The 22916-nt window shown below is 43.3% G+C and carries 23 protein-coding genes; 12 read left to right on the top strand and 11 right to left on the bottom strand.

What is annotated here, in order from left to right:
- Window positions 1-33 precede the first annotated feature (33 nt).
- The 3 genes from ABD943_RS06215 to ABD943_RS06205 are packed head-to-tail and all read left to right on the top strand — an operon-like array spanning window position 34 to window position 4676.
- Window positions 34-2547 carry an efflux RND transporter permease subunit gene (locus ABD943_RS06215; RefSeq protein ID WP_345292316.1) on the top strand — a complete coding sequence of 838 codons (2514 nt, stop codon included), beginning with the start codon at window positions 34-36 and terminating at the stop codon, window positions 2545-2547.
- A gap of 9 nt (window positions 2548-2556) precedes the next feature.
- Entirely contained in the window at window positions 2557-3363 is an 807-nt protein-coding gene (locus ABD943_RS06210; RefSeq protein ID WP_345292315.1) for an outer membrane lipoprotein-sorting protein, read from the top strand.
- Window positions 3363-4676 carry a hypothetical protein gene (locus ABD943_RS06205; RefSeq protein ID WP_345292314.1) on the top strand — a complete coding sequence of 438 codons (1314 nt, stop codon included), beginning with the start codon at window positions 3363-3365 and terminating at the stop codon, window positions 4674-4676. The genes ABD943_RS06210 and ABD943_RS06205 overlap by 1 nt, the downstream gene beginning before the upstream one ends.
- Before the next feature lie 17 nt (window positions 4677-4693).
- On the opposite strand, the gene ABD943_RS06200 is transcribed toward ABD943_RS06205, so the two are convergent.
- The 6 genes from ABD943_RS06200 to ABD943_RS06175 all read right to left on the bottom strand — a co-directional run bounded on the left by ABD943_RS06200 (window position 4694) and on the right by ABD943_RS06175 (window position 8703).
- Entirely contained in the window at window positions 4694-5077 is a 384-nt protein-coding gene (locus tag ABD943_RS06200) for a rhodanese-like domain-containing protein (protein WP_345292313.1), read from the bottom strand.
- Window positions 5074-5394 (bottom strand): ArsR/SmtB family transcription factor, encoded by a 321-nt coding sequence (locus ABD943_RS06195; protein WP_345292312.1) that lies wholly within the window; start codon window positions 5392-5394, stop codon window positions 5074-5076. The genes ABD943_RS06200 and ABD943_RS06195 overlap by 4 nt, the downstream gene beginning before the upstream one ends.
- 57 nt (window positions 5395-5451) lie before the next feature.
- Window positions 5452-6915 carry an aminotransferase class V-fold PLP-dependent enzyme gene (locus tag ABD943_RS06190; RefSeq protein ID WP_345292311.1) on the bottom strand — a complete coding sequence of 488 codons (1464 nt, stop codon included), beginning with the start codon at window positions 6913-6915 and terminating at the stop codon, window positions 5452-5454.
- Window positions 6916-7013: 98 nt separating this feature from the next.
- A complete protein-coding gene (locus tag ABD943_RS06185) occupies window positions 7014-7496 on the bottom strand; it encodes a CC0125/CC1285 family lipoprotein (protein WP_345292310.1) in 483 nt (160 codons plus the stop codon).
- Complete coding sequence (locus ABD943_RS06180) at window positions 7496-8218, bottom strand: anti-sigma factor family protein (RefSeq protein WP_345292309.1); 723 nt, start codon at window positions 8216-8218, stop codon at window positions 7496-7498. Before ABD943_RS06180 ends, ABD943_RS06185 begins: the two co-directional genes overlap by 1 nt.
- Window positions 8215-8703, bottom strand: a complete 489-nt coding sequence (locus ABD943_RS06175) for an RNA polymerase sigma factor (protein WP_345292308.1) — start codon at window positions 8701-8703, stop codon at window positions 8215-8217. Before ABD943_RS06175 ends, ABD943_RS06180 begins: the two co-directional genes overlap by 4 nt.
- Before the next feature lie 151 nt (window positions 8704-8854).
- Between ABD943_RS06175 and ABD943_RS06170 the strand changes: the two genes are divergently transcribed.
- Window positions 8855-10189 (top strand): S8 family serine peptidase, encoded by a 1335-nt coding sequence (locus ABD943_RS06170; protein ID WP_345292307.1) that lies wholly within the window; start codon window positions 8855-8857, stop codon window positions 10187-10189.
- 32 nt (window positions 10190-10221) lie between these two features.
- Here the strand turns inward: ABD943_RS06170 and ABD943_RS06165 are convergent, their stop codons facing one another.
- From ABD943_RS06165 to ABD943_RS06150, 4 genes are all read right to left on the bottom strand, one after another.
- Complete coding sequence (locus ABD943_RS06165; RefSeq protein ID WP_345292306.1) at window positions 10222-11118, bottom strand: surface lipoprotein assembly modifier; 897 nt, start codon at window positions 11116-11118, stop codon at window positions 10222-10224.
- A gap of 58 nt (window positions 11119-11176) precedes the next feature.
- Window positions 11177-11914: a hypothetical protein gene (locus tag ABD943_RS06160; protein WP_345292305.1), complete on the bottom strand. Its 738-nt coding sequence runs from the start codon at window positions 11912-11914 to the stop codon at window positions 11177-11179.
- Window positions 11915-12006: 92 nt separating this feature from the next.
- Entirely contained in the window at window positions 12007-13527 is a 1521-nt protein-coding gene (locus ABD943_RS06155) for a YifB family Mg chelatase-like AAA ATPase (RefSeq protein ID WP_345292304.1), read from the bottom strand.
- 8 nt (window positions 13528-13535) lie between these two features.
- Window positions 13536-14501, bottom strand: coding sequence for an integron integrase (locus tag ABD943_RS06150; RefSeq protein ID WP_345292303.1), 966 nt, complete (start codon window positions 14499-14501; stop codon window positions 13536-13538).
- A 253-nt stretch (window positions 14502-14754) separates the two neighbouring features.
- On the opposite strand from ABD943_RS06150, the gene ABD943_RS06145 reads away from it, so the two are divergent.
- A complete protein-coding gene (locus ABD943_RS06145; RefSeq protein WP_345292302.1) occupies window positions 14755-15024 on the top strand; it encodes a hypothetical protein in 270 nt (89 codons plus the stop codon).
- A gap of 76 nt (window positions 15025-15100) precedes the next feature.
- Window positions 15101-15547: a hypothetical protein gene (locus ABD943_RS06140; RefSeq protein WP_345292301.1), complete on the top strand. Its 447-nt coding sequence runs from the start codon at window positions 15101-15103 to the stop codon at window positions 15545-15547.
- A 5-nt stretch (window positions 15548-15552) separates the two neighbouring features.
- Here ABD943_RS06140 and ABD943_RS06135 read toward each other — a convergent pair whose 3' ends face one another.
- Entirely contained in the window at window positions 15553-16179 is a 627-nt protein-coding gene (locus ABD943_RS06135; RefSeq protein WP_345292300.1) for a hypothetical protein, read from the bottom strand.
- A gap of 259 nt (window positions 16180-16438) precedes the next feature.
- Here ABD943_RS06135 and ABD943_RS06130 point away from each other — a divergent pair, with 259 nt between their 5' ends.
- The 6 genes from ABD943_RS06130 to ABD943_RS06105 all read left to right on the top strand — a co-directional run bounded on the left by ABD943_RS06130 (window position 16439) and on the right by ABD943_RS06105 (window position 22835).
- The gene (locus tag ABD943_RS06130) at window positions 16439-17431 is read left to right on the top strand and encodes an OmpA family protein (RefSeq protein WP_345292299.1); all 993 of its coding nucleotides are present in this window, start codon (window positions 16439-16441) and stop codon (window positions 17429-17431) included.
- Window positions 17432-17525: 94 nt separating this feature from the next.
- Complete coding sequence (locus ABD943_RS06125; RefSeq protein WP_345292298.1) at window positions 17526-17924, top strand: DUF2784 domain-containing protein; 399 nt, start codon at window positions 17526-17528, stop codon at window positions 17922-17924.
- A gap of 85 nt (window positions 17925-18009) precedes the next feature.
- Complete coding sequence (locus ABD943_RS06120; protein ID WP_345292297.1) at window positions 18010-18573, top strand: cytochrome b; 564 nt, start codon at window positions 18010-18012, stop codon at window positions 18571-18573.
- Between the two features lie 69 nt (window positions 18574-18642).
- The gene (locus ABD943_RS06115; RefSeq protein ID WP_425559466.1) at window positions 18643-19803 is read left to right on the top strand and encodes a hemolysin family protein; all 1161 of its coding nucleotides are present in this window, start codon (window positions 18643-18645) and stop codon (window positions 19801-19803) included.
- A gap of 89 nt (window positions 19804-19892) precedes the next feature.
- A complete protein-coding gene (locus ABD943_RS06110; protein ID WP_345292296.1) occupies window positions 19893-21890 on the top strand; it encodes a tetratricopeptide repeat-containing diguanylate cyclase in 1998 nt (665 codons plus the stop codon).
- 441 nt (window positions 21891-22331) lie between these two features.
- Window positions 22332-22835, top strand: a complete 504-nt coding sequence (locus ABD943_RS06105) for a DUF4870 domain-containing protein (RefSeq protein WP_345292295.1) — start codon at window positions 22332-22334, stop codon at window positions 22833-22835.
- Window positions 22836-22916: the final 81 nt, after the last annotated feature.

Here is a 22916-nt window from a genome sequence, read left to right as displayed (position 1 = left end):
AACTTCAGACTAGAAAATACTGTGGACATAGACATGAAGCAATCATTACTCACATTCGCGCTGAACAAGCCAAAATGGATCTTTATTATCACTCTAATGCTAACCTTAATAGCTGGAGCTTTAATTCCCAATATCACAATTGATACCGATCCAGAGAATATGCTGCCAAAGGATCAGCCTGCGCGAGTGTTTCATAATGAAGTGAAGGATCGCTTCAATTTATACGATGTCATTGTTGTCGGTGCAGTAAATCAAGGAGCTGATGGGATCTATAACCCGCAGTCACTCACCGCTCTCCATCAACTGAGTAAGGGAATTTCAAAAATCGAGGGTGTTGTTTCTTCAGATATGATGGACATATCAACCGTTGACAATATTTCACAAGGGAAGTCAGGCGAAATACGTTTTGAGTGGATGATGAGGGAAGTTCCGCAAAACGAAGATGAAGCGATCGAGATCAGTGAAAAAGTAGAACGGTTGCCTTTACTTCAAGAAACCATTGCTTCGGCCGATGCAAAAGCCGCTACTATCTATGTACCGATAAAAGACAAAGATGAAAGTTATCGAATTGCAAATGAAATCGATCTGTTAATCAAAGGGTTGGACTCAGAGGATGATTATCACGTCACGGGTTTGCCAGTGGCTGAAGATACTTTCGGCTTTGAGATGTTTGTACAAATGGGGATTTCGGCGCCATTAGCAGCCTTGATGATTTTTATTGTGATGTGGGTATTTTTTAGAAATCTAAAGTTTGTCGTAGCTCCAATGATCATTGCTATGGCGACAGTGATCATCACGATGGGTGCGTTAATTGGTATGGGCTTTACTGTGCATATCATGAGCTCGATGATAGCTATCTTCTTGATGCCAATCGCTGTGGTAGATTCTGTACATATCATGTCGGAATTTGCAGATAGGTATAAAGGCGAAAGCAATAAACGGAGTGTGATAAAACAGGTCGTGGATCATTTATTCACGCCGATGTTATATACCAGCGTAACGTCAGCAATAGGATTCTTTTCATTAATGCTGACACCGATTCCGCCCGTACAGATATTTGGTGCCTTTGTTGGTTTCGGAATTTTATTGGCGTTTATACTCACGATAATTTTTATCCCAGCCTATTTAGTGACGTTAAAAGATGAGTCACTGGCGTCGTTGCAAAACAAATCGGATAGCAATACAAAGTTAATGAAGTTATTGCCAAAAGTAGGCAATTCAAGTTTAGCAAAAAATAAGTTAGTCATCGTTGGTTTTACTGGAATAGTAATACTCAGTATTGTGGGTTTAAGCAAAATTCAAATTAACGACAATCCTGTTCGCTGGTTTAAAGAAAGCCATGATATTCGAATAGCAGATAAAGTGTTAAACGAACACTTCGCAGGAACCTATAATGCGTACTTGGTTTTAGATGCGGATCAAACAGCACTAAAAAATAAATGGTTTGAGACCGTTAAGGCAATAAAGGATAACGAGCTTAAGGAGTCTTTGAATAATATCTTACAAAGTGATGAAGACTTTGCAACGAAGCTGAACAGCAGCATCATTCGATTAGAAGATGCATTATTTGAAACGTCGAACGAGAATACAGAAGAAATTGAATTACTGCTTGAGCAGATCGATAGCATTAAAAGTGAACAAGCTTACTTCCAACAGCCTGATGCTTTACGCCTGATAGATGGGTTGCAACAGACATTAAAGGACAGTGGTTTTGTCGGCAAAACAAACACCTTGAGTGATGTGGTGAAAACGGTGACCCGAGAACTTAAAAGTGGCAAAGCAGAAGACTATAAAGTGCCGCAGTCTCAAGCCGGAGTTGCTCAAGCATTGCTTCAATACCAGTCGTCTCATCGACCTCAAGACTTGTGGCACATGGTCACTAAAGATTATGCCTCAACCGCGCTATGGGTACAGCTTAAGAGTGGGGATAATCAAGACATGATGAAAGTGGTAAACCATGTTGATGAATACTTAACGGCAAACCCGTTGCCGGATAACGTCTCTGTGAAATGGGCCGGAAAAAGTTATCTCAACATGGTGTGGCAAGATGAAATGGTGGCTGGGATGTTAAAAAGTTTGGTGAGCGCTTTTGTGGTAGTGCTGATCATGATGGTGGTGCTATTTAGAAGTGTGTTGTTTGGTGTGCTGGCAATGTTACCCTTGAGTATAACCATACTCTTTATCTATGGGCTTATCGGGTGGATTGGCAAGGACTATGATATGCCGATTGCAGTGTTGTCATCATTAACACTGGGTTTATCCATTGATTTTGCGATTCACTTTTTGGAAAGAAGTCGTGCAATCTACAAGCAAACGGGTAGCTTTAAACAAACTATCAATTCCATGTTTAAAGAACCTGCCTCGGCAATTTCGCGTAACGCTATTGTTATTGCTATTGGATTTACACCGTTATTGTTTGCGCCGTTAGTGCCCTATATAACAGTTGGATTTTTCCTAGCGACTATCATGGTCGTGTCAGCGCTAGTGACCTTGATATTGTTACCGGTACTATTACAAGCAACAAAGCGCTTTGCCTTTAAGGATTAGTGGAGACTGATGATGATAACTAAAGTGATAATTAGCATAACGATGACTGCTGCATTATTGGTTGGGAACCACTGTGATGCTAAAGACAAAGTCTCGGTGGATGATTTGGTGAGTAATGTCAATCGTGCTTCTTACTATGCTGGTGATGATGGACGCAGTGACGCTCGGATGATTGTGATAGACAAGGATGGTAATAAGCAGTTAAGGCAGTTCGTGATCTTAAGAAAAGATCGAGAAGATGAAGGTGATCAAAGTTTTTTGGTTGTCTTTAGTCGACCTACGGATGTGAAAGACACGGTATTTTTGGTCGATAAGAAAGTGAAGAGTGACGATGATCGATGGTTATATCTTCCGGGGCTTGATCTAGTCAAAAGAATTTCAGCCGGTGACAAGAGAACCAGTTTTGTTGGTACGGATTATTATTATGAGGATGTATCAGGGCGTAACCCAGCGCTCGATTCACATCACATCATCAATCAAACAGAAGATACTTACCTGCTAAAAAGTGTTCCGAAAGAAAGTGGTGAGGTTGAGTTTAGTTACTATCAATCGACGATCAGCAAAGAGACATTCTTGCCAATGACAGTAGAGTATTTTAACGACGACAATAAGCTTTACCGTAAAGTGGAGGTAGTTGAGGTCAAAGAGATTGAGGGAATCCCGACGGTTATCAAGTCTCAAGTAAAAAACCTGGAAACGGGCAGTACAACACTACTTCAATTTAGGAAGCCACGTTATAACCTTGGTATTCCAGATGATGTTTTTACAACACGGTCGTTACGATCACCGCCACGCCAATGGTTAGAGGCTAAATAGTGACATTCAAGACAATTATCGCGCTACTAACGTTATCGGCAGTTGCATTCAGCGTGGAATCGGCTAATGAAAAAACTGAGGATATGTGGGGCGATGAAGTATGGGGAGAAAACTGGCAGGAAGAAGAAACCTCTCCGTGGAGTGTGGCGGGTTTTGTTGAGGTCGCTTATGGAAAACGGCTACAGAGTGACGTTTTGTTTGAAAGGCCTGAAACCTTAGAAGAGGTTAGAGGTCATTTAGAGTTAGATTATACCGCTACAGGCTTTGAGTTTTCGTTTGCAGGTGATACTTGGTATGACGGTGTTACGGAACAACAAGAGTACGATATTCGTGAGTTTGTTGTCGATATTTCAGCTCTTGAAAATACGGACATTAAACTAGGCAGACAAGTTATTACTTGGGGAACGGGTGATTTAGTATTTCTCAATGATCTCTTTCCAAAAGATTGGGAGTCATTTTTTGCTGGAAGGGATGACACCTATTTAAAAGCGTCAAGCAACAGTCTCAGAGTGACCAGCTATTTTTCAGCGATTAATATTGACTTTGTATGGACACCAGTCTTTACCGCGGATCACTATATTGACGGCGAGCGCTTTTCTTTTTTTAATCCTTTGGCTGGTCAGCAAGTTGGCGGGCAAGATAGAGTAAATCCGGTTGAACCCAAAGAGACACTGAGTAATAGCGAACTAGCTTTACGCTTATATAAAAATATTGATGGTGTTGAGTACGCTGTTTATGGTTATCGAGGATTTGATAAGCAGCCGGTTGGTTTGACGGACGATTCAGAGCCTACGTTTCATCGCAAAGATATTGTCGGCGCAAGCATAAGAGGAGCTGTTGCTAGCGGACTCTATCACACAGAGCTGGCTTATCATGATGCAAAAAAAGATGGCAATGGAACCAACCCTCTAGTCAGTAACTCACAACTTCGGTGGCTGATCGGATACGAAAGAGAGGTGGCAACACGGCTCACTTTAGGCCTGCAGTATTATCTCGAATGGACACAAGATTATGATGAGTTACTTGAAAACTCACCTTACCCGCAATTTGAAGTCACTGAAAAAAGGCATCTAGTAACAACACGACTTACCTACCGCTCACAAAAAGATGAATGGATTTGGTCTTTGTTTGGTTTTTACTCGCCAAGTGATAAGGATAGTTATATCCGGCCTAGCGTGAGTTATCGGTTTAGTGATGAATGGGCTTTTACTGCTGGCGCCAATATTTTTTCAGGAAGAGATGACCATACATTTTTTGGTCAGTTTAAAGACGCCAGCAATGCTTATGTCAGAGTACGGTATAATTTTAATTAAAGTCGTGGCTTGAGTGTTTACGGCTTAACTTGTGAGCCGCCACTGTCACACCAGCTTTTAAAACCACCCGCTACTGAATAAACATGATTAAAGCCTAACTGCTGTAAGGCAAGAGCGGAGCATGCTGAGCGTCCGCCTGAAGCACAGTACAGGTAGATGGGTTTGTTAAATAAAGCTTGGTCATCAATGCCAGCAACTGCGTCATGTCCAAACAGTTTGAACTCTAACACACCGCGTGGAATATTGATCGCTTCAGGGATCATGCCTTGTTGTGTTTCAGCAGGCTCTCTTACGTCGATAAGGAGCGCATCTTTGGGTAAGTTATTGCTAATATCTTCGCAAGAAACTTCCGTGATTTGATTTTTTATTGTTGCAATATAGTCGACGACACAAGGTTTCATGAACAGCCCTCCTGACAGTAGAGTTTATGGAGTAAGTGAATGATTTCTGCTACCTCCTTTGAGGATAAGCGATAGAAAATCGTTTGCGAGTCTCTGCGCGTGGAAACCAGTCCTTCTTTTCTAAGAAGCGCTAAATGTTGGGATAAGGCTGATTGACTTAGATTGGGCAGCATATCGTTCAACTGACCGACGGAAAGTTCTTTTTCATGCAAAATGCACAAGATAAGAAGACGCTTCTCATTAGAGATATTCTTTAAAAAGCGCGCTGCCTGGGCAGAGTTTTGCTGCATTGCATCTGTAATACTGTGTGTTTCCATCCCAATACCAGTCTGAAAGTATAAATGAATTGTGCCTTATCGATAATGCTTTCGCAATTATAAGGGGTTAAAGTCAGATAGCGATTTTAGAGTTTTACCACTATCTTTGGGACGAAACTCGCCAGAGCTTTGCTCAAAGTCATAGTCCAGTGACCAATCTTCTGCGTTATCAATAACCTTGATAATCGACTCGACCAAAAACTGCGCTTCTTCATCGGTATTGGTTGGGTGAAGCGAGATGCGTACCCAGCCAGGTTTGTCGGTTAAGTCGCCTTGATCAATACGGTTTGTAATTTCATGACTCTTGAGCTGATCGACGCCGAGCAGTAAGTGACCGTAAGTTCCGGCACAAGAGCAGCCGCCACGACTTTGGACGCCAAAGCGATCGTTCAGCAAACGAACCAGCAGGTTATGATGAATGCCAAGCACATAAAACGAAACGATGCATAAGCGGTCATTTTGCTGATCTTCTAGAATGCGAATATCTGGGTGCTGGCGTAAGCCGTTGAGTAAAATCTTAACTAACTCTTGTTCACGTTGCTCGATTTTAGAAACCTGCATGGCATCTTTTAGTTTGATGGATAAGGCAGCTTTTATGGTTTGTAAAAAAGCGGGTGTGCCGCCATCTTCTCGCGCTTCAATGTTATCGAAGAAACGGTGCTCACCCCATGGATTGGTCCAAGAGACCGTACCGCCGCCCGGCTGATCGGGCACTTTACAGTCGTAGAGTTTATCATCGAAGATCAAAATGCCGCTGCTACCAGGTCCGCCCAAGAATTTATGCGGGGACATGAAAATGGCATCTAGTCGTTGTGCCGGATTTTCGGGATGCATATTAATGTCGACATAAGGTGCTGACGCAGCAAAATCGACAAAACACAAACCATCATACTCATGCATCAACTCTGCCATCTCGTGATAAGGCGTGGTGATTCCAGTGACATTGCTGCACGCGGTAAAGGAGCCAATTTTGATAAGGCGATCCTTATATTGCTCCAGCAATTCGCGCATATGATTTAAGTCTGGACGACCATCATCACCAGAGCGAACAATTTCTAAAGTGACCTCGCATTCATGCCAAGTGGTTTGATTGGAGTGGTGTTCCATGTGAGTAACCAGTATCAAGGGTTTTTCATGCTCAGCGATTTGCAATCGTTCGCGCCATTTTTCAGGAACGCGCAGCCCCAACATCCGCTGGAATTTATTAATGACCAAAGTCATACCAGAGCCGGCGGCGATCAGAACATCACTGTCGTGGGCATTGACATGCTGCTTAATGATTTTTTGAGCATCATGATACGCCTCGGTCATAGTCGTCCCCGTCAGCGTGGTTTCGGTATGAGTGTTGGCGACATAAGGGCCCAGATGATGGCTGATGAACTTTTCGATAGGACCATAAAGTCGACCGCTCGCAGTCCAGTCAGCGTAAAGAATATTGCCGTTAATACTCGTCTCGGAGTAATCGTGGCCATCGCCAATAATGTGTTTGCGAAAGCGAGAGAAGTGCTCGGTTAAAGTCATAAGACATCAAGAGTGGATTAATATTAATAAATTCTAATATACATCATTGATGGTCAGCGAAGCAAGCTAATTAAAGGATGGTTGGAGTAGTTTGTTAGCTAAGTCGAAGTGTGGGCGTCATAGCTCTGAACATCATCTGGTCGTAAGCCTTTGCCCATGCGGATATGAAGAATAGCTTCCGTCGTGGCAGCGTCATCTCTAGACTTAAATTGTGTTTTAAAATAAGGATTTTGGTAGCTTGATTGCTGGCAGTTCTGCTGACTGCACTGATTACGCTGAACAGTATTGTTGTGGGGATCAATCAGTACTTCGGTGACAAGCTGCTGTTGTACGATAACGAACCAATCTAATTGCATGTCGCGAGTCAGTGAGCGGGCGTGACTAACCGCTAATTGTTGTGCTTGCGTTGGGCTGTTGATAAGGATTTTATGATGAACACGATAGAGGTTATCACCTACTTTCTCCGAGAAATTGCCGTGACCTATGGAGTGAGTGGGGGTATAGGGGTACTGAGTGGAGCACCCCGCTATGAATACAACGAAAGCAGCAATAGATAATAAACGATAGATCAGTGTCATCATTATTGTGCCCGCCAGTTATTATCTATGGCATTAGTCTCTTCTGAGCGATTAAGGAATGATCCTTTAATCATCGAGTCGATCAACTGATTAGTCTCAGGATCGACAGAGGCAGTACGGTAAGAGTTAGGATCGGTAGCGTCCATAGGAGTACGCGAGTGCAGCTGCCAAGCATTATCCTCAAAACAAGCGACATTCATATGCGCGTTGGAGCTTGACTGCAATGCAAATAGACGGCAATAACGATCTTGTTTGTTGATAAAGCTGGCCTTAAGGCTTAAGTGCCATTGTGAATCGAGGGCAAAGCTTTGATCGCTGGTGTTGTTCGCCAAGTGTTGAGAAATTGTACTCCACTGTGGCGTATTGCTGTCTGGATTTGAACCCCAAAAAACGCCCAAGGTTAGTCCAAAAGTAAGGATAAGTACGGCGGCTAAAGCGCTATGCTGACGCACCGTATTGGTTGCTTTTCGCCAAAGCGACATCTCTACAACGTTGGAGGTTGACGTTGAAGGAGAGCCTGTTAACAAATCCTGGGTCGCTTGTGGCAAGGGTTTTTCGTCAATCGCATGCAGTGTTGAGCTGACGACATGGTCAACCATGCTAAGTTCAGCAATTCGATCTGCTACTGACTCATCTTGAGCAATCTGATCGCGGATAGCGTCCATCTCTTTGCTAGAGAGCTCGTTGTCTATAAAAGCACACAACTGTTCGTCAGTAATCATCATGCGAAGATCCTCATATCATGGTCTTTAAACCAGTTAACCATAGCCACGCGAGCGCGAGATATTCGGCTCATGACCGTTCCGACAGGGATATCGAGAGTGTTGGCCGCTTCCTTATAACTTAAACCTTCGACCACGACCAGTGACAGTATCGAGCGAAGCTCCTCAGGCATCTGGTTCATCGCACGCTGAACTTGCGCAATGGTAATTTGGTTGGTAATAACTTTATCGCCATCGATGGCCGATTCTTGTAACTCGGGTTTTTGGGTGGCTTCTTGACGAACTTTGCGCGAGCGATATTCATCAATCCACAGGTTGCGACAAACTCGAAAGGCCCATTTAGTGAGATTGGCATCATCTGGAACGCCTTTATCTAAAATGCGCTCCAAGGTATTCTGCATTAAATCATCCGCATCATGGTCAGAGCCTGTCAAAGAAAAGGCGAAACGCCTAATCACCGGTATAAGCTCTTTAAGTTCTTTGTTCATAGCGACTGTTTTACCCATATACGTTATAACATTGATACCCTATATCAAGTTGACGTATCAACTCCAGATTTTATTCACAGAAGTTGAGAATTTATTGCAGACAAGAGACGTTATTATATAAAGTGCTAATAGAAATCATGTAGGAATCAATATGAAGAGTTCTATCGTATTCAGTATCGTCATGGTGGTGTCATCCTTGCAAGCGGGTGCGGCCGCAGATGTTGTTGGTAAAACAGTGGGCGGTATTAATGACAAAATAATGGATCAGACCGTGCTCAAAGATCAGCTAAAAGGAATTAGGGAAACCACACCAGCAGTACCGGATGAAGTGTTAGAAAAGATTAATCAGAACATTGATCAATTAGACAGTCTGGCAGAGAACAGCCTTAATCCATTGAGGTTGGGTAGTGAAGCTCTGCAAATTATGACGACTCAAGGTGAAACCATTTTTGTCGAGGTGGAAGTTGAAGATGGCTGGCGCGCCATAGAAAGGGAATGGTTAGTGACGATTGAGGACGGAGATCTTGAACTGTTAAAAAAACTGGCTGTAGAAATCGAGGAAGAACAACAGTTAAGTCATTTAGGCATGACGGTGGTTAGATTTAAAATTCCAAAAGATCAAAGTGAAGAAAAAATCAGAGGGCAGCTGCCTGATCGTATAGCAAAACAACTCGGTAGAAATCATGTATACGAAGCCAGCAGTACTGTCAGTAGTGATAATGCTGGAAACGGTGTAAAGCAAAGTACCTGTAAGGATTCGATTAAGGTAGGAATGATCGATACAGCGATCAATGAGGAGCATGCTGCCTTTGAAACTGCTAATTTGACGCAAAGAAATTTTATGCAAAAAGGTGTCTCAGTCCCAAAGGCACACGGCACCGCAGTGGCAGGTTTGTTGGTCGGCAAGGATCAGCTGGTTCCTCTACTGCCGCAGTCACAACTGTATGCGGCGTCAGTGTTTTATCCGCGTAATAAATACTCTCAAGGCGCTACATTAATGCATCTCATAAAAGCGCTAGACTGGTTGTTAGGAGAGAATGTGAGCGTTATTAACATGAGTTTAACGGGGCCAGACAATCCATTACTACAAGCGGCAATCAGTCAGGTGGTTGAAAAAAACATTGGCGTTATTGCGGCCGCTGGTAATGAAGGCCCAGCAGCATCACCAAGATATCCTGCTGCCTATGAAGGCGTCATTGCAGCCACTGCTGTGGATAGTGCTAATGAAATTTATCGTTGGGCCAACCAAGGAGAGTATGTTGATTTTTCGGCACTGGGCGTGGCAATCAAAACGGCAAGAATGAATAATGAGTATGGATACGAAAGTGGAACCTCAATGGCAACGCCGATAGTCACGGCAAAGATAGCATGCCAATTGCAACAAGCGAAAAGTATTAGAACCAGTAAAGAGCGGCTACAGCAAGAAGTGATAGATTTAGGAGAACCTGGAAAAGACCGAATTTACGGTTATGGTAAGTTGGAATAAAAAAAAGCGTCCCTGCTAAACGTCTATAAAAATTAAAGTTCTAGCCTAAGCAGTAATTCAATTTCATTAGCGGTGTAATCCGCAGACTCAACGTTAGAGTCCGATGTCGTTCTTTGAAGTTGAGTAGCTAATGCAAACTCTGGCGTGAAATAGTAATCCCAAGAAAAAGTCACTGCATGACGCTCATCGTTTCTTGGCGTGTTCAGCTCAGGTAAAAGCCCTTGATAATCACGGTTGTAGTAACGCCATTTAAGTTGCAGTTTATGGGCATCATTATCACCAAACTTGCTGGATACGGTAGCTCGATAGACGTCACCGTCATAGCTGAGCTCGCTAGCATTAGCTTGCTCGTCTTCGGAAGTGTAACCGACGCTAAAAAAAGCTTTAGCTTGGTTGTAAAAGAAATAAGTATCAATTCCTAAAGCATCATTAGAAGCATTGCGATCAGGAAGATCATCAAACTCTTTATTAGTGGTGGTGTACTCCGAACGAATAAAAATACGATTATTCAATAACTTTGAAAGGTAAATGCCGGAACGATCCATATCTAAAAACTCTTGGCCTGCTAAATCAGCAAGGATTTGATGCTGGTTAACGCCGACCGTAAAGCCGGAAAATTCATAAGAGGCATCGCCGTATAAGCGTTGAATCGTTAAATCAAAATCATCAGTGTCTTGGTAATCGGTATCTGAAATGTTGTAACCGGCCTTGACGGAAAAACTCTCCTGAAAAGTCAGCTCTCCGTTAAGATCAAGCGACAAGTAACGGCCAAGATCACCATTGGCGCTGCGCTGATCAATTTCTTCAACAACAAGTTCAGAGTTGTGAGTAGCGCCAGCTTCAAGAGTGACACCATAATCACTTTCGGTATTAGCAATAACACTTGAGCTAAAGCAAAATAAACAAATTGGGGTCAGTACATACTTCATAAGTAACTCCGTTTGTATGAAAAAGGGAAGGCCAGCTGAGCTGGCCTTGAATGGTGGATTATCTATCTAGCGGAAGACCGTCTGTGATGCTATCAGTAATATTGTCATCAACAGCGTCGGTGATTGAGTTTGTAATCTCAGAGTTAACTGCCGCATCAACACTACTTTCTACGGAGTCTTCAACGTTCGCAGAAACTTCAGCGTTAACGTCTGCACTGGCTTCGACACTAGTGCTGTTTGAAATGTCAGAGGCTGCATCATCAGCAGTAGCTATGACGTTAGTAGCGGTATCAACGCCCGAATCAACGGTTTGTTCGGCAGTGCCAGTAACGCTTTGAGTAGTCTCTGCAACCACTGAAGTACTGTTTTCAATAGCATTGTTTGCAGCTTGTTCATCGTCTTCTTCGTTACCGTTTTGAGCACTAACAGCAGTATCAGCAGTAGTGCCTAAACCGAGCGACGCTGAACCTGATGAATCAGAGTCCTGATTTGAAACTTCACCAGCAGCATCAAGACCAGCATCCGCGGTAGCGTTAGCTGAAGCCTCCGCTTGTTCTGCTTCAGAGCGAGTCGAGTCAACCATCGATTGAGCTGTTGCAGAGGCATTAGAAGCAGTTTCTGCACCTGTCGTTACCAGTGAATCAACATTTTGCGATGCTTCTTGTTGTGCTTGTGTGCTAGCCGAGGCATTGGTTTCAGCTTGAACATCAGCATTGACGTCCGCATTAGCTGAAATTGCAGCATGGCTTGAAAAGGCTAAAGCAATAAAAAGTGTTGAGTATTTAAAAGTTTTCATAATGTATTCCTCGTTGTTTCAACTGAATTCACTAAGCTGACGAGCTAGCGTTCGAGTTTATTCAGCAAAGAATACAAAAATGTGAACTGGTTCTAAGGAAGTTGTGCTAGATAGCGCTCCATTTTCCGATAGTTTAGTGTTTCACTGATGTGTTTTGGTTCGATTAGCGGGGCTTGCTCAAGATCAGCGATTGTTCGCGAGACTTTTAATATCCGGTGATAGGAGCGAGCAGATAAATTAAGTTGGGTCAGCGCTTTGGTCAATAAATCTTTGGAGCCTTTAGCCAAAACACAAAAGTCATCGATATCCGATGATTCAAGCTGACCATTAAGACGGCCTTGGCGTTGCAGTTGAACACGTTGGCAGGCTTCAACGCTTTGCCGAAGGTCGAAGCTGGTAATGTGGCGTGAGTTTTTGCCGTTAAGTAAGTCATCTTGCGAAATAAGGGGGACCTCGACCTGCATATCGATCCGATCAAGCAGCGGGCCAGAGATCTTACTAAGATAACGTCGAATTTGATCGGGAGTACAGCGACAGTGTTGTTTTTGATTACCAAAATGACCACAAGGACAAGGGTTAGTCGCTGCAAGCAGCAAAAAGTCAGCTGGGTATTCAGCCTGATGCGCGGCACGAGAAATCGTGACGCGACCGGTTTCGAGAGGTTCGCGTAAATTATCGAGGACTTGGCGAGAAAACTCGGTCAGTTCATCTAGAAAAAGGACGCCTTTATGAGCGAGACTGATTTCTCCGGGTTTTGGCTGGCTGCCGCCACCGATTAATGCTGGTGCCGAGCAAGAATGATGTGGGTCGCGATATTTTCGACTAAAAAACTTCTGAGCATCGAACCCTAAGTGACTGACGGAATAAATAGAGGCTGATTCTTTAGCTTCAGCTTCAGACATTTTAGATAAAATGGTCGGCATTCGAGAAGCTAGCATACTTTTCCCCGTGCCGGGCGGACCAATAAACATCAAATGGTGCTTGCCGCTGGCGGCAATCAACATGGCGCGTTTAGCCGACTCTTGGGCAATCACATCAGCCATATCAACTGAAAAATCCTGCCCATTGATTGAAGTCTTAGACTCACAAGCGGGAAGAGTCTGTTGCTGGCTTAGACTCTTACAGACTTCCAACAAATGCGAGGCATACTGTGAATTGTTAGATGGTACTAGTCCGGCTTCATCGGCATTATCTTTGGGAACGATGAGTGTGCGATTGGAAGCAGTGCACGCTAAAGCCACTGGCAGTGAACCTTTAACAGGGCGAAGCTCACCCGTTAAGGCAAGCTCGCCGATGAACTCGAAATGCGTGAGTCTGTCTGTCGGAATTTGCTCGGAGGCCGCTAAAATCCCTAACGCAATCGGTAAGTCAAAACGACCACCATCTTTCGGTAAGTCAGCTGGTGCGAGATTAATCGTGATACGCCGAGCGGGAAACTCAAAGTTAGAATTAATAATCGCACTACGCACTCGATCCTTACTTTCTTTAACCGCCGCCTCAGGAAGCCCCACAATATTCAAACAGGGTAAGCCATGCGATAAATGAACTTCAACGGTAACCAAAGGTGCCTCGATCCCCATCCCTGCACGGGAAAAAACAACAGCAAGTGACATAAATATCCTTATAAATTATCAAGAGGGCTTTTAACGGCATTTGCCCCTTTGTTCATAACGTGAGTATAAACCTGAGTGGTTTCAACATTCTTATGCCCTAATAATTCTTGAACAGTTCGAATATCGTAACCATCTTCAAGTAAATGAGTGGCAAAAGAGTGCCGAAAGGCATGGCTAGTAGCGTGTTTAGTAATATTTGCTTGTTTAAAAGCGGTGTTTAGTAGTTTACCAATGGTTCTTGGATGACGATGAAAGCCTCGACGAACCCCCGTGATGAGATCGGGAGGATTGGTGCGCGAAGGAAAAACAAACTGCCACCCCCATTGATAGTGGGCATTGGGATATTTTTTACCAAGCGCTTTGGGTAAGTGGACTCCATTCCAATGACTGTTTTGCTTGTTCAGGATAAAAACTCTTTGACTGTTTTGCAGCTGGGTATGTAATAGAGAGGTAGAGTGACCTGATAAAATCGTGGTCCGATCCTTATCTCCCTTGCTTGCTCTAACAGTGATACTTGAGTTTGTAAAATCAATATCCTTAACGCGCAACCTTAATGCTTCCGAGATTCTAAGTCCGCTCCCATATAATAGAGAAGCAAAGGTTAGAGCTTCATCCTCGAGACATGCAAAAATACAAGCGATTTCTTTTCTAGAGAAAACAGTGGGTAATCTTTTAGGCTTCTTTGCGCGCTGAATACTCGGTAACTTACCAAAAGGGTTGCCTAACACTTGCTTATAAAGAAAAACTAAAGCATTAAGCGACTGATTTTGAGTATTTGAAGATACGTTTCTAGAAACCGCCAAGTAGGTCAAGTAATCGCTGATATCCTGTTCAGAAAGGTTTTGCGGGTGCTCCATTTTATGAAATCGAATAAAGTCTTTAATCCAGAAAATATAGCTCCTTTCTGTTTGATAGCTGTAATGATTGGCGCGCAAGGTATTTCGAACAGTTCGAATACATGGAGATTTAGCCATTCCTTTGACTCAATAAAAAACATACAGTAATCTTAAGATTAATTTAATCAAACAAAAATAAGACTTATCGGATTAGCTTGTAGGAAAAAAGCCATTTAGTCGCTAAAAGATCGGAATTCAGAGCGATACTGCACTTCAGGACCGCCTTTACTAGGGTATTAGCCACTTTTTTGGAACTTAAATTAAAACTTCAAGTAAATTAATAAGTTACAAGCGAATTCGTGTATTCTTATGTTATGTGTAGATGAGAGATATGGAAAATCAGCAAGCGCAAGAAATTGCGAATCTCGTTCGCAAGAAAAAATATGAGAAAGCTTACTTGGTAGGTAAGACAGTCTTAAAGTCAGATCCCAATAACAAAGAAGTTTTAGAGTCTTTATACTCACTTACTGCTAAATTGCGGTCTGAATCAATGGACTTCGCAAGTAAAAAGGCAAACTATTCAGCTATTAGTAGCTTTGAAATACTTCTTCAAAAAGTTAACGAACTAACAGGCCAAGATATGTATGGTAATTTCAACTAAACACATAACAAGCAGCAGCATGAATGGACGTCGCAACAAGTTGCTCCGCCAATGTGCTGGGCGTTAGCACTCATACATGAAACGGATAGCATTACTAATTTTATTAACATTTACGCTTGGTGCATCGAGTAGCGGGAATATTCAGTACTCATTAGAAGTCAGCGACCCAATAGTGGCTGTTGAGCTTGCCGAGGAATTCCTCCGGTCCCAAGGTTTTAATGAGGTCGGAGAAGTAAACGGATTAAAGGAGTATCAACATCATCAATACTCTACGTTCGCTTACCTAGGCTCACAGGGTAGTTCCGTCTATCTAGGGTTTACTGAACTTAGGGGTGGTTGCAGCAGCTCCGAGGGTATCCCGTACATTGAACGAGAGTTCTCAAAGTATCAGCAGCTTCTAGTTAGTAAAGGTGTAACAGTAACGAAATTCGTAGCAAGCAAAAGTGCTAACAAGTTTATCAACGATCGCCCTTCGGGCTGGACCGCTAAAAGCGCTGCTTCGCAGCAACGCGGCCCGTTATAAAGGCGTTAATAATACTCATTCAAAACATTGTTAACGATATTCGCTATTTGATTATACTCTTCGGCAGTGAGGTTAATTTGGCGGCCGGTGCCTTGGCTAACCCTAAATGCCAAGCCTTTGTCAGACTTAACTTCAATTTCAAACCCTGATCGTATGGCGTACTTATCTTTTTTGACGGCTTCTAAATCAGTCTCTTCATAGGCAACAAGGTTCTCAGCTCCAAAACCGGTGTTTCTTCTTTCGTAAGAGTCGTCGCCAAAAAATACTAAGACCGATGGGCCGGACCAAGAGCATCCGACTTGTGGTCCGAAGGAGACTCGTTCTCGGCTTGTTGCTCCTGTGAGCTCGGTACCAAAGATGTCGCCTACCGCCGCAATTCGTTCGCAGAAAGTATCAGGATCAATGCTAGTCACTGGCTCAGGTTTAGGGCTTTGAGCCTTAGACTGCTGGGTGGCTTGTGGTGCTGTGGTGGTTTTTGGTGGGGTTGTTTGCTGAGCTGAGGGCGATTCATTGTCGCTGCCTTTTACAAAATACACCACGCCACCTATAACGATAAGCGCTGCAAAAATAAATGCCATGAGTGCTGAAGACGACCCTGTGCATTTATAAGGAAGTTGAGAGACTCGGTTCATGTGAAACTCCTTTTATAGCTATTTACCCACTATAAGATTGGTCTGTACGAGTGATTTTTAGCTCAAGATAGCATGTCCAAATAAATCGGTCTGAGTAAACTATCAAATTTTGCAATGAAAAGGCCTAAAGCGCTTAGGTCTATGGTGTATCAGCTAATATGAAAATTTGCGGAGTTTTCCAAGTTTCTAGGGTGTTGCTCTGCTATATTGTTGTATCTGATTAAAAGATAACCAACAAGCAGCCACAAGGAGTTAGGATATGTTGCGGGTATTTATTGTTTTTATGGTGAGTTTAGGGGGTGCGGTAAGCAGCCATGCCGAAGATATTGACGGTGGAAAAGATCACCCTTTAACAGGACGCTTTGAAGGTTCAGAAATCATTAAATATGAAGAGCGAGCTTTCGATGAGTATCAGTTTATTATTGAGCCGCTAACATCAAACGACAAAAATGCGCATGGCCAACACATGATGCGTAAAGAGGGAAAGTTGACCCGAATTACGTATCGTGCACCAGAGGGCGCGAGTAGCTTGGCAGTTTTTAGAGCATACCAAGAGGCGTTAGTTGAACACGATGCAGAGATTGTTTTTCAGTGCAGCGGCAACAGCGGCGATCAATCTTGTACTAGCAAAGGTAGTGGAAATAATTTTAAGTATGCTGCGCCAGGATATAGCGCGATTACCTTGTTGTTTATGAACGCGCAGAATGAACAAACTCGTTATTTGGTGGCGAAGAAATCACGTCCAGAAGGTGATGCGTATATTTCGGTGCATGTGATCCAGAATGCACGAACTAATAGTAAAAAAGACAGCGAACGAGCGTTTGTACAAGTGGATGTGATCGAGGAAAAAGCTCAGCAAAGTAAAGTCGTGATGATTAAAGCCAGCGAAATGGCAGAGCAAATAGATCAAAGCGGTAAGGTGGCTTTGTACGGTCTCTATTTCGATACGAATAAGGCGACGATTAAGGCTGCGTCTAAACCGACCCTTGATGAAATAGCCAAGCTGCTGAAAGAAAACCCAAGCTTAAAGCTATTGGTTGTTGGTCACAGCGATAACCAGGGCGACTTTGATTACAATGTGGATTTATCGAAACGTCGTGCGGCTTCCGTAAAACAGGCGTTGGTCGAAGATTATGGCGTCAATGCATCACGTCTTAAGCCTTGGGGGGTAGGTTACGCAGCTCCAGTAGCAAGTAATAGTGATGATGACGGTCGATCGAAAAATCGACGGGTCGAATTAGTTGCTCAGTAAATGTATCCTTTCAAATGATTAACAATGGAGTTAAGGCTCCATTGTTAACACAGCTTCCTGCTGACATCTGTGCTTCTAGTGCTAGACTAGAGGGATGGATGAAAAACTACTATTTCAGATACTCGCCGATGCGATTTTAGTACTGCATGTTACTGTGGTGCTGTTTGTCGTTGTCGGATTGATTCTGATCATCGTTGGCAATATACGGCATTGGACTTGGGTCAACCGTTGGTGGTTTCGGCTATTGCATTTAGGGACGATACTCTTTGTTGTCGCTGAAGCGTGGTTGGGAGTGGTATGTCCTTTAACACAATTCGAAATGTGGTTAAGGGAATCGGCTGGTAGCGCCACTTATGACGGAAGTTTTATCGAGTATTGGTTACAACAGTTGCTCTACTGGGATTTTCCAAGTTGGGTATTCTTAATGCTGTATACCGGTTTTGCGTTAGTGGTGATAATAACGTGGGTGGTCTTTCCGCCGAAACGAAGGTGAAGATTGTTATTTGATAGCGAATACTATAATTTATTGAACCATAATGATGTAAAAAAAATGACGTAGAAAAAATGACGCAGAAACAATGACGAAAAAAGAGGATACGATGGCACTAAAAGATACTAAAGCGCGCTATGGCCAAGTCAGCCGGTTGTTGCATTGGGGAATCGCACTCTTAATCATCTGGCAGTTTTTAAGTGCGGCGGCGCACTTCTTCTTTGATGAGACGGCAATCGAAGCCTTCTTTTGGCCAACCCATAAACCTGTTGGTGTTTTAATCCTGTTACTGATGAGTGTTCGTGTTGTGTGGGCTCTGGTCAACATGGCCAATCGTCCATCAGCAGTGAGTCTAATTTCACGTCTAGGGCATTTCACTTTATATGCATTCTTGTTAGCCATCCCGACAGTAGCCCTGTTGCGACAATATGGGTCAGGCAGAAGTTTCGAGCCGTTTGGTATACCGTTGTTTTCTGGCTTTGAGGGTGAAAAAATACAGTGGATGATCGATTTAGGCAGTCTGCTTCACAGCACTTTAGGCTGGATATTGTTGGCATTCATCATTGGCCATATTGGCATGGTTTTTTGGCATAAATACAGCACAAAAGGTGAGAATGTTCTGCCTCGAATGTGGGGCCGGGACGACAAATAATGTCGCAGTCAGTTAAAAGAACGGTTTGAGTATAGATTGAATAAGGTTAAGCACATCTTGACGAAAATAATGGTATTGATAGCTCTGTTTCTGCCCCAGGTATCTGTGGCGGCTGAAGTCACCAATAGTCCCGTAGCGACCAGCATGGACTGGATTTTGTTAGTGGTTTATATCCTGGTGGCGTTACTGTTTTCATTTTTTTGCTCTATTGCTGAGGCAGTTTTACTGAGTATTACGCCTTCTTATATTGAGCGTCTGCAACAGGAGCGTCCGAAGCGCGCTGAGCTATTAAAAAAATTGCGTTTGGATAATATCGATCGTTCGTTAGCGGCTATTTTAACGTTAAATACTATCGCCCATACGGTGGGGGCGATTGCAGCGGGTGCTAAGGCAACGGTGGTTTTCGGCAATGCTTGGATCGGTCTCTTTTCAGCATTGATGACGCTGGCGATTCTCTTTTTCTCAGAAATCATTCCAAAAACCATTGGCGCAGTGTATTGGGAAAAGCTAGCGCCGATCACCGCGGTGCTGGTGAGATGGCTGACTAAGGTACTGTATCCATTAATTTGGGTTTCAGAGGGCTTAACTCGGCTCATCTCAAGAGGGAAGCAGCAACATATCTTTAGTCGTGAAGAGTTTCTTGCGATGGCTGGCTTGGGCAAGAAAACGGGGGATATAGATGAACACGAGTCGAGGATTATCGACAACCTGTTCCGCTTAGGCTCGTTAAAAGCCAAAGATATTATGACCCCGCGGCGCGTGATTCAGTATTTACAAGAGAATGATCAGATAGGGGACATCTTTGAGTACGTTGTCGGCACTAACTTCTCACGCATCCCAATTTATAGTGATGATATCGACGATATAACGGCATTTGTCCTAAAAGACGATGTTTTGATGGCGCAGGCTCAAGGTAAGAATGAGTTGGAGTTAAAGGAAATTCAACGACAAATTGTCTGTGTGCTGGATGAAATGACATTACCTAATTTACTGGAGTCTTTGCTCAATCAGCGACAGCATATTGCTTTGGTGGTGGATGAGTACGGCGATACCAGAGGGTTGGTGACGCTGGAGGATCTGGTGGAAACGCTACTAGGAATGGAGATCATGGATGAAATGGACGAAGTTCGCGACATGCAGAAACTGGCCCGAGAACAATGGCTCTACCGAGCTCAAAAGCGCGGTTTATTGGTCGATGAGCTAGAGGAAAAGAAGGAAAACCAGGAATAAAATGTGTAAAAATAATTGACACTGTGACTCTTGCCTTTGACAGAAACTGTGCTATTGTTACATAGAGAGAACTGAAAGGTTTTTATTACATGTCAAGGCGTTACACATATATTTCACAATCCCAAGCATTGGTTGAACAAGCGCCAGTCGACCGCCTATTCGGTTTAAAAAGCCCTGCCACACGATCCTTGAAAGCACTTTTCTTAACAACCGCGCTAGCTTTTATCACCCTACTCATAGTCTCGAACACCGCTATGGCAGCCGAAGAGGTTGTAGAAAAGTCCCCACAAGAAACTTTCGATGAGCTGTATTTACAAGTTGAAAATGAAGAAGTGGATATATCCACCATCAATCGGCTTGTCTTCTATTTAGAACAGTTGCGAAAAGCCATCCCTGAAGGCGATGCCAAACGAGAAAGGCAATATCAATATTATGCGTGCCTCGCCGGTTATGGCGAAGACTTTGAAACGCCAGAAGAAACCGTTCCGAAGCTTATTGCTGAGGCGAAAAAAAATGGCGATAAGTTAGGCGCCGCACGCTTTTATTATTGCTTAACCAGTGCTCGTTTAGGCGAATCCAAGTGGTCTCGAGCCGTTGAAGCCGCGACTCAAGCCGTCGATTTAGCGCGAGAGATTGAGCAGAATGATTTGCTGGCGCAGAGCTTAGCCTTGAGGTGTTCTATCGAGTCTTTGATCGGTCGATACGCCAATTCACTGGCAGATTGTTTAGAAGCTAAAGCAATTTTTGAAGATGTTATGGGCGAAGAGGCCGCTGAAACAGTGCTGTTTGATATTGGCATTGCTTATCGACGAGTGGGCTTTTATGACAAGGCTTTGATCTACTTTGATGATGCTTTGAGTTACGCCGAAGAGGATGGCTTAACCGAAGGAAAAATTCAGGTCTTACTTCAGAAAAGCTACGTCCACCATGCCAAAGAAGAGTTTGAGAAAGCCCTGGAATTGCAAAATGAGGCGTTGCGTCTGTCGGAAGACAATCTGATATTTTTCGACTTGGGCAGTATTCATGAAGCAAAAGCAGCTACTCTAAATGAGTTAAAGCGCTACAGTGATGCCTTGGAAGAATTAGAGGCAGCTAAGAACCAGTATGCTCGTTACGGCAACAAAGAAAAAATGGAGTCGATTGAGCTAGAAGCTGGGATTGCCTTGAATGGCTTAGAAAAACCTGAGCTGGCTTATGAGCATTTTGAAACTGCCGAGCAGTTGATGAAAGATAGCGGAAACGATCGCTACTTGGTGTGGCTGTATGAAGCGCGTGCAGAAAATTATAGAAGTCTTGGCCAAGATAAGGAAATGGCGGAAGCTTTAGATAAGCATAAAGAACTGTCTAAAAAGTTGAATCAAGAGAAGAACAAACAGCAGACCTTAATATTGCGTTATCAATTTGATAATGAACGTCAAGAGTTGGAGAATAAGCGCCTACAAGCTGAACAAGAGTTAAAAAATAGAGAGCTCGAAAGCTTACGCAAGGCTCGAAACTGGCAAACGATCGCAACCATCCTCGGCTTAGTTCTTATTCTTTTATTATTGGTGTTTGCACTAAAGCAATGGTCTCTCTCCCGAAAAATGAAACGCTTAGCGATGACTGACAGTTTGACCGGTATTGCTAACCGTCGTCACATTGAGCAATACGGTGAGGGTGTGGTTAAAGATGCCAGCGAGGGCGATAATCCAATTAGCGTGATCGTGTTTGATATTGATCATTTCAAGGAGGTCAATGATGACTATGGCCATGAGGTTGGTGATGAAGTACTGAAGCGGCTAACTAACTTCTGTGAAATGGCGTTAAGGCAGGAAGATAAACTCGGCCGTTATGGTGGTGAAGAGTTTATGGTTGTGTTGCCAAACTCAAAGCGGGAAGATGCCTATCAAGTGGCTGAGCGCTTACGAAACGGTGTGGCGTCACTACAGTTTGATGCTGGTGAAGAGTCGCTCAGTCTAACCATCAGTCTTGGTGTCGCGGAACTTAATCGGGGTGAAACCATGAAGCAGATGATTCGACGCGCGGATAAAGCACTGTATGCCGCAAAGGAAGAAGGTCGTAATAGAACCAACCAAGCCAGCGCTTAGAATTGATGGAAAAACAGACAAAATCTGCCAAATAAGGCTAGGGTAGAAACGGCTTTTTGCCCAGAAACGGAATGCAGCAAACGCTATTATAATAGTCTAAAGCCGATATGCCGCACTCTTCTCATCACCACAGCTTCATTAAAAACAACAACTTAGCCCATTTTGCGACTGGGTTAGGCCATATAAAAAAATTTTATTCTTTTTAATATCAATAGGTTAATAAGAAACTAAAGCGCTAATCAACCTTGACTAATAGTTAGGGCCGAATGTTCGTTAGGATAATAAACGTATGTATTTCAACAGGTTACAAGTGTAACTCTAAACATGAAAGTGACAAAATGAAAGTAGGAATTTGTCGTCAAAAACCATGACTTTTGGTAACACATTGAAATATAAATTATTGGTAATCTGAATATGTCGATTGATTGAGGAGACATACAGATGACAAACGAACATGACAAAAATACCAATGGCCCTGAAAAGGAGCCCGGTAAACCCGAAGAAACACGTGATGAGTCGAAAGACAATCATCAATCAAAAGCCAGTCAGGATGACAATGTGGTAGACGGAGAGGCGGAAGTGCTTAGCGGTGAAGCAGCGAGTCCTGAAGAAAAGAATTGGGCAATGCTTAGCCATATCGCGGCATTTGCGGCTTTAGTCCCATTAATCCCGTTGATTGGCATGGTTCTTGGACCACTATTTGTGTGGTTATTTAAGAAAGAAGAAATGCCGTTGGTTGCACAAAACGGTATTGAAGCCATAAACTTTAATATCTCGATGTTTATCGCTTACTGTATTGCTTTTGTGCTGTGCTTCATCCTGATCGGAATTCCAATCATGGTTGGATTGATTATATTCCACTTTATCGTGACGATATTGGCGGCTATAAAAGCGAGCGAAGGTGGCGTCTATAAATATCCATTTTCGATGAACTTGGTGAAATAGCCCGTAAACTCTCTCCCTTACGTTAGTTAACACCAACAAAGGCGGCTTCGGTCGCCTTTCTATTTGCTATGATAAGCGCTG

The organism is Kangiella marina, assembly GCF_039541235.1.
Classification (GTDB): Bacteria; Pseudomonadota; Gammaproteobacteria; order Enterobacterales; family Kangiellaceae; genus Kangiella; species Kangiella marina.
The sequence above is the reverse complement of the archived record's forward strand: the minus strand, read 5'-3'. Positions and strand labels throughout refer to the sequence as shown.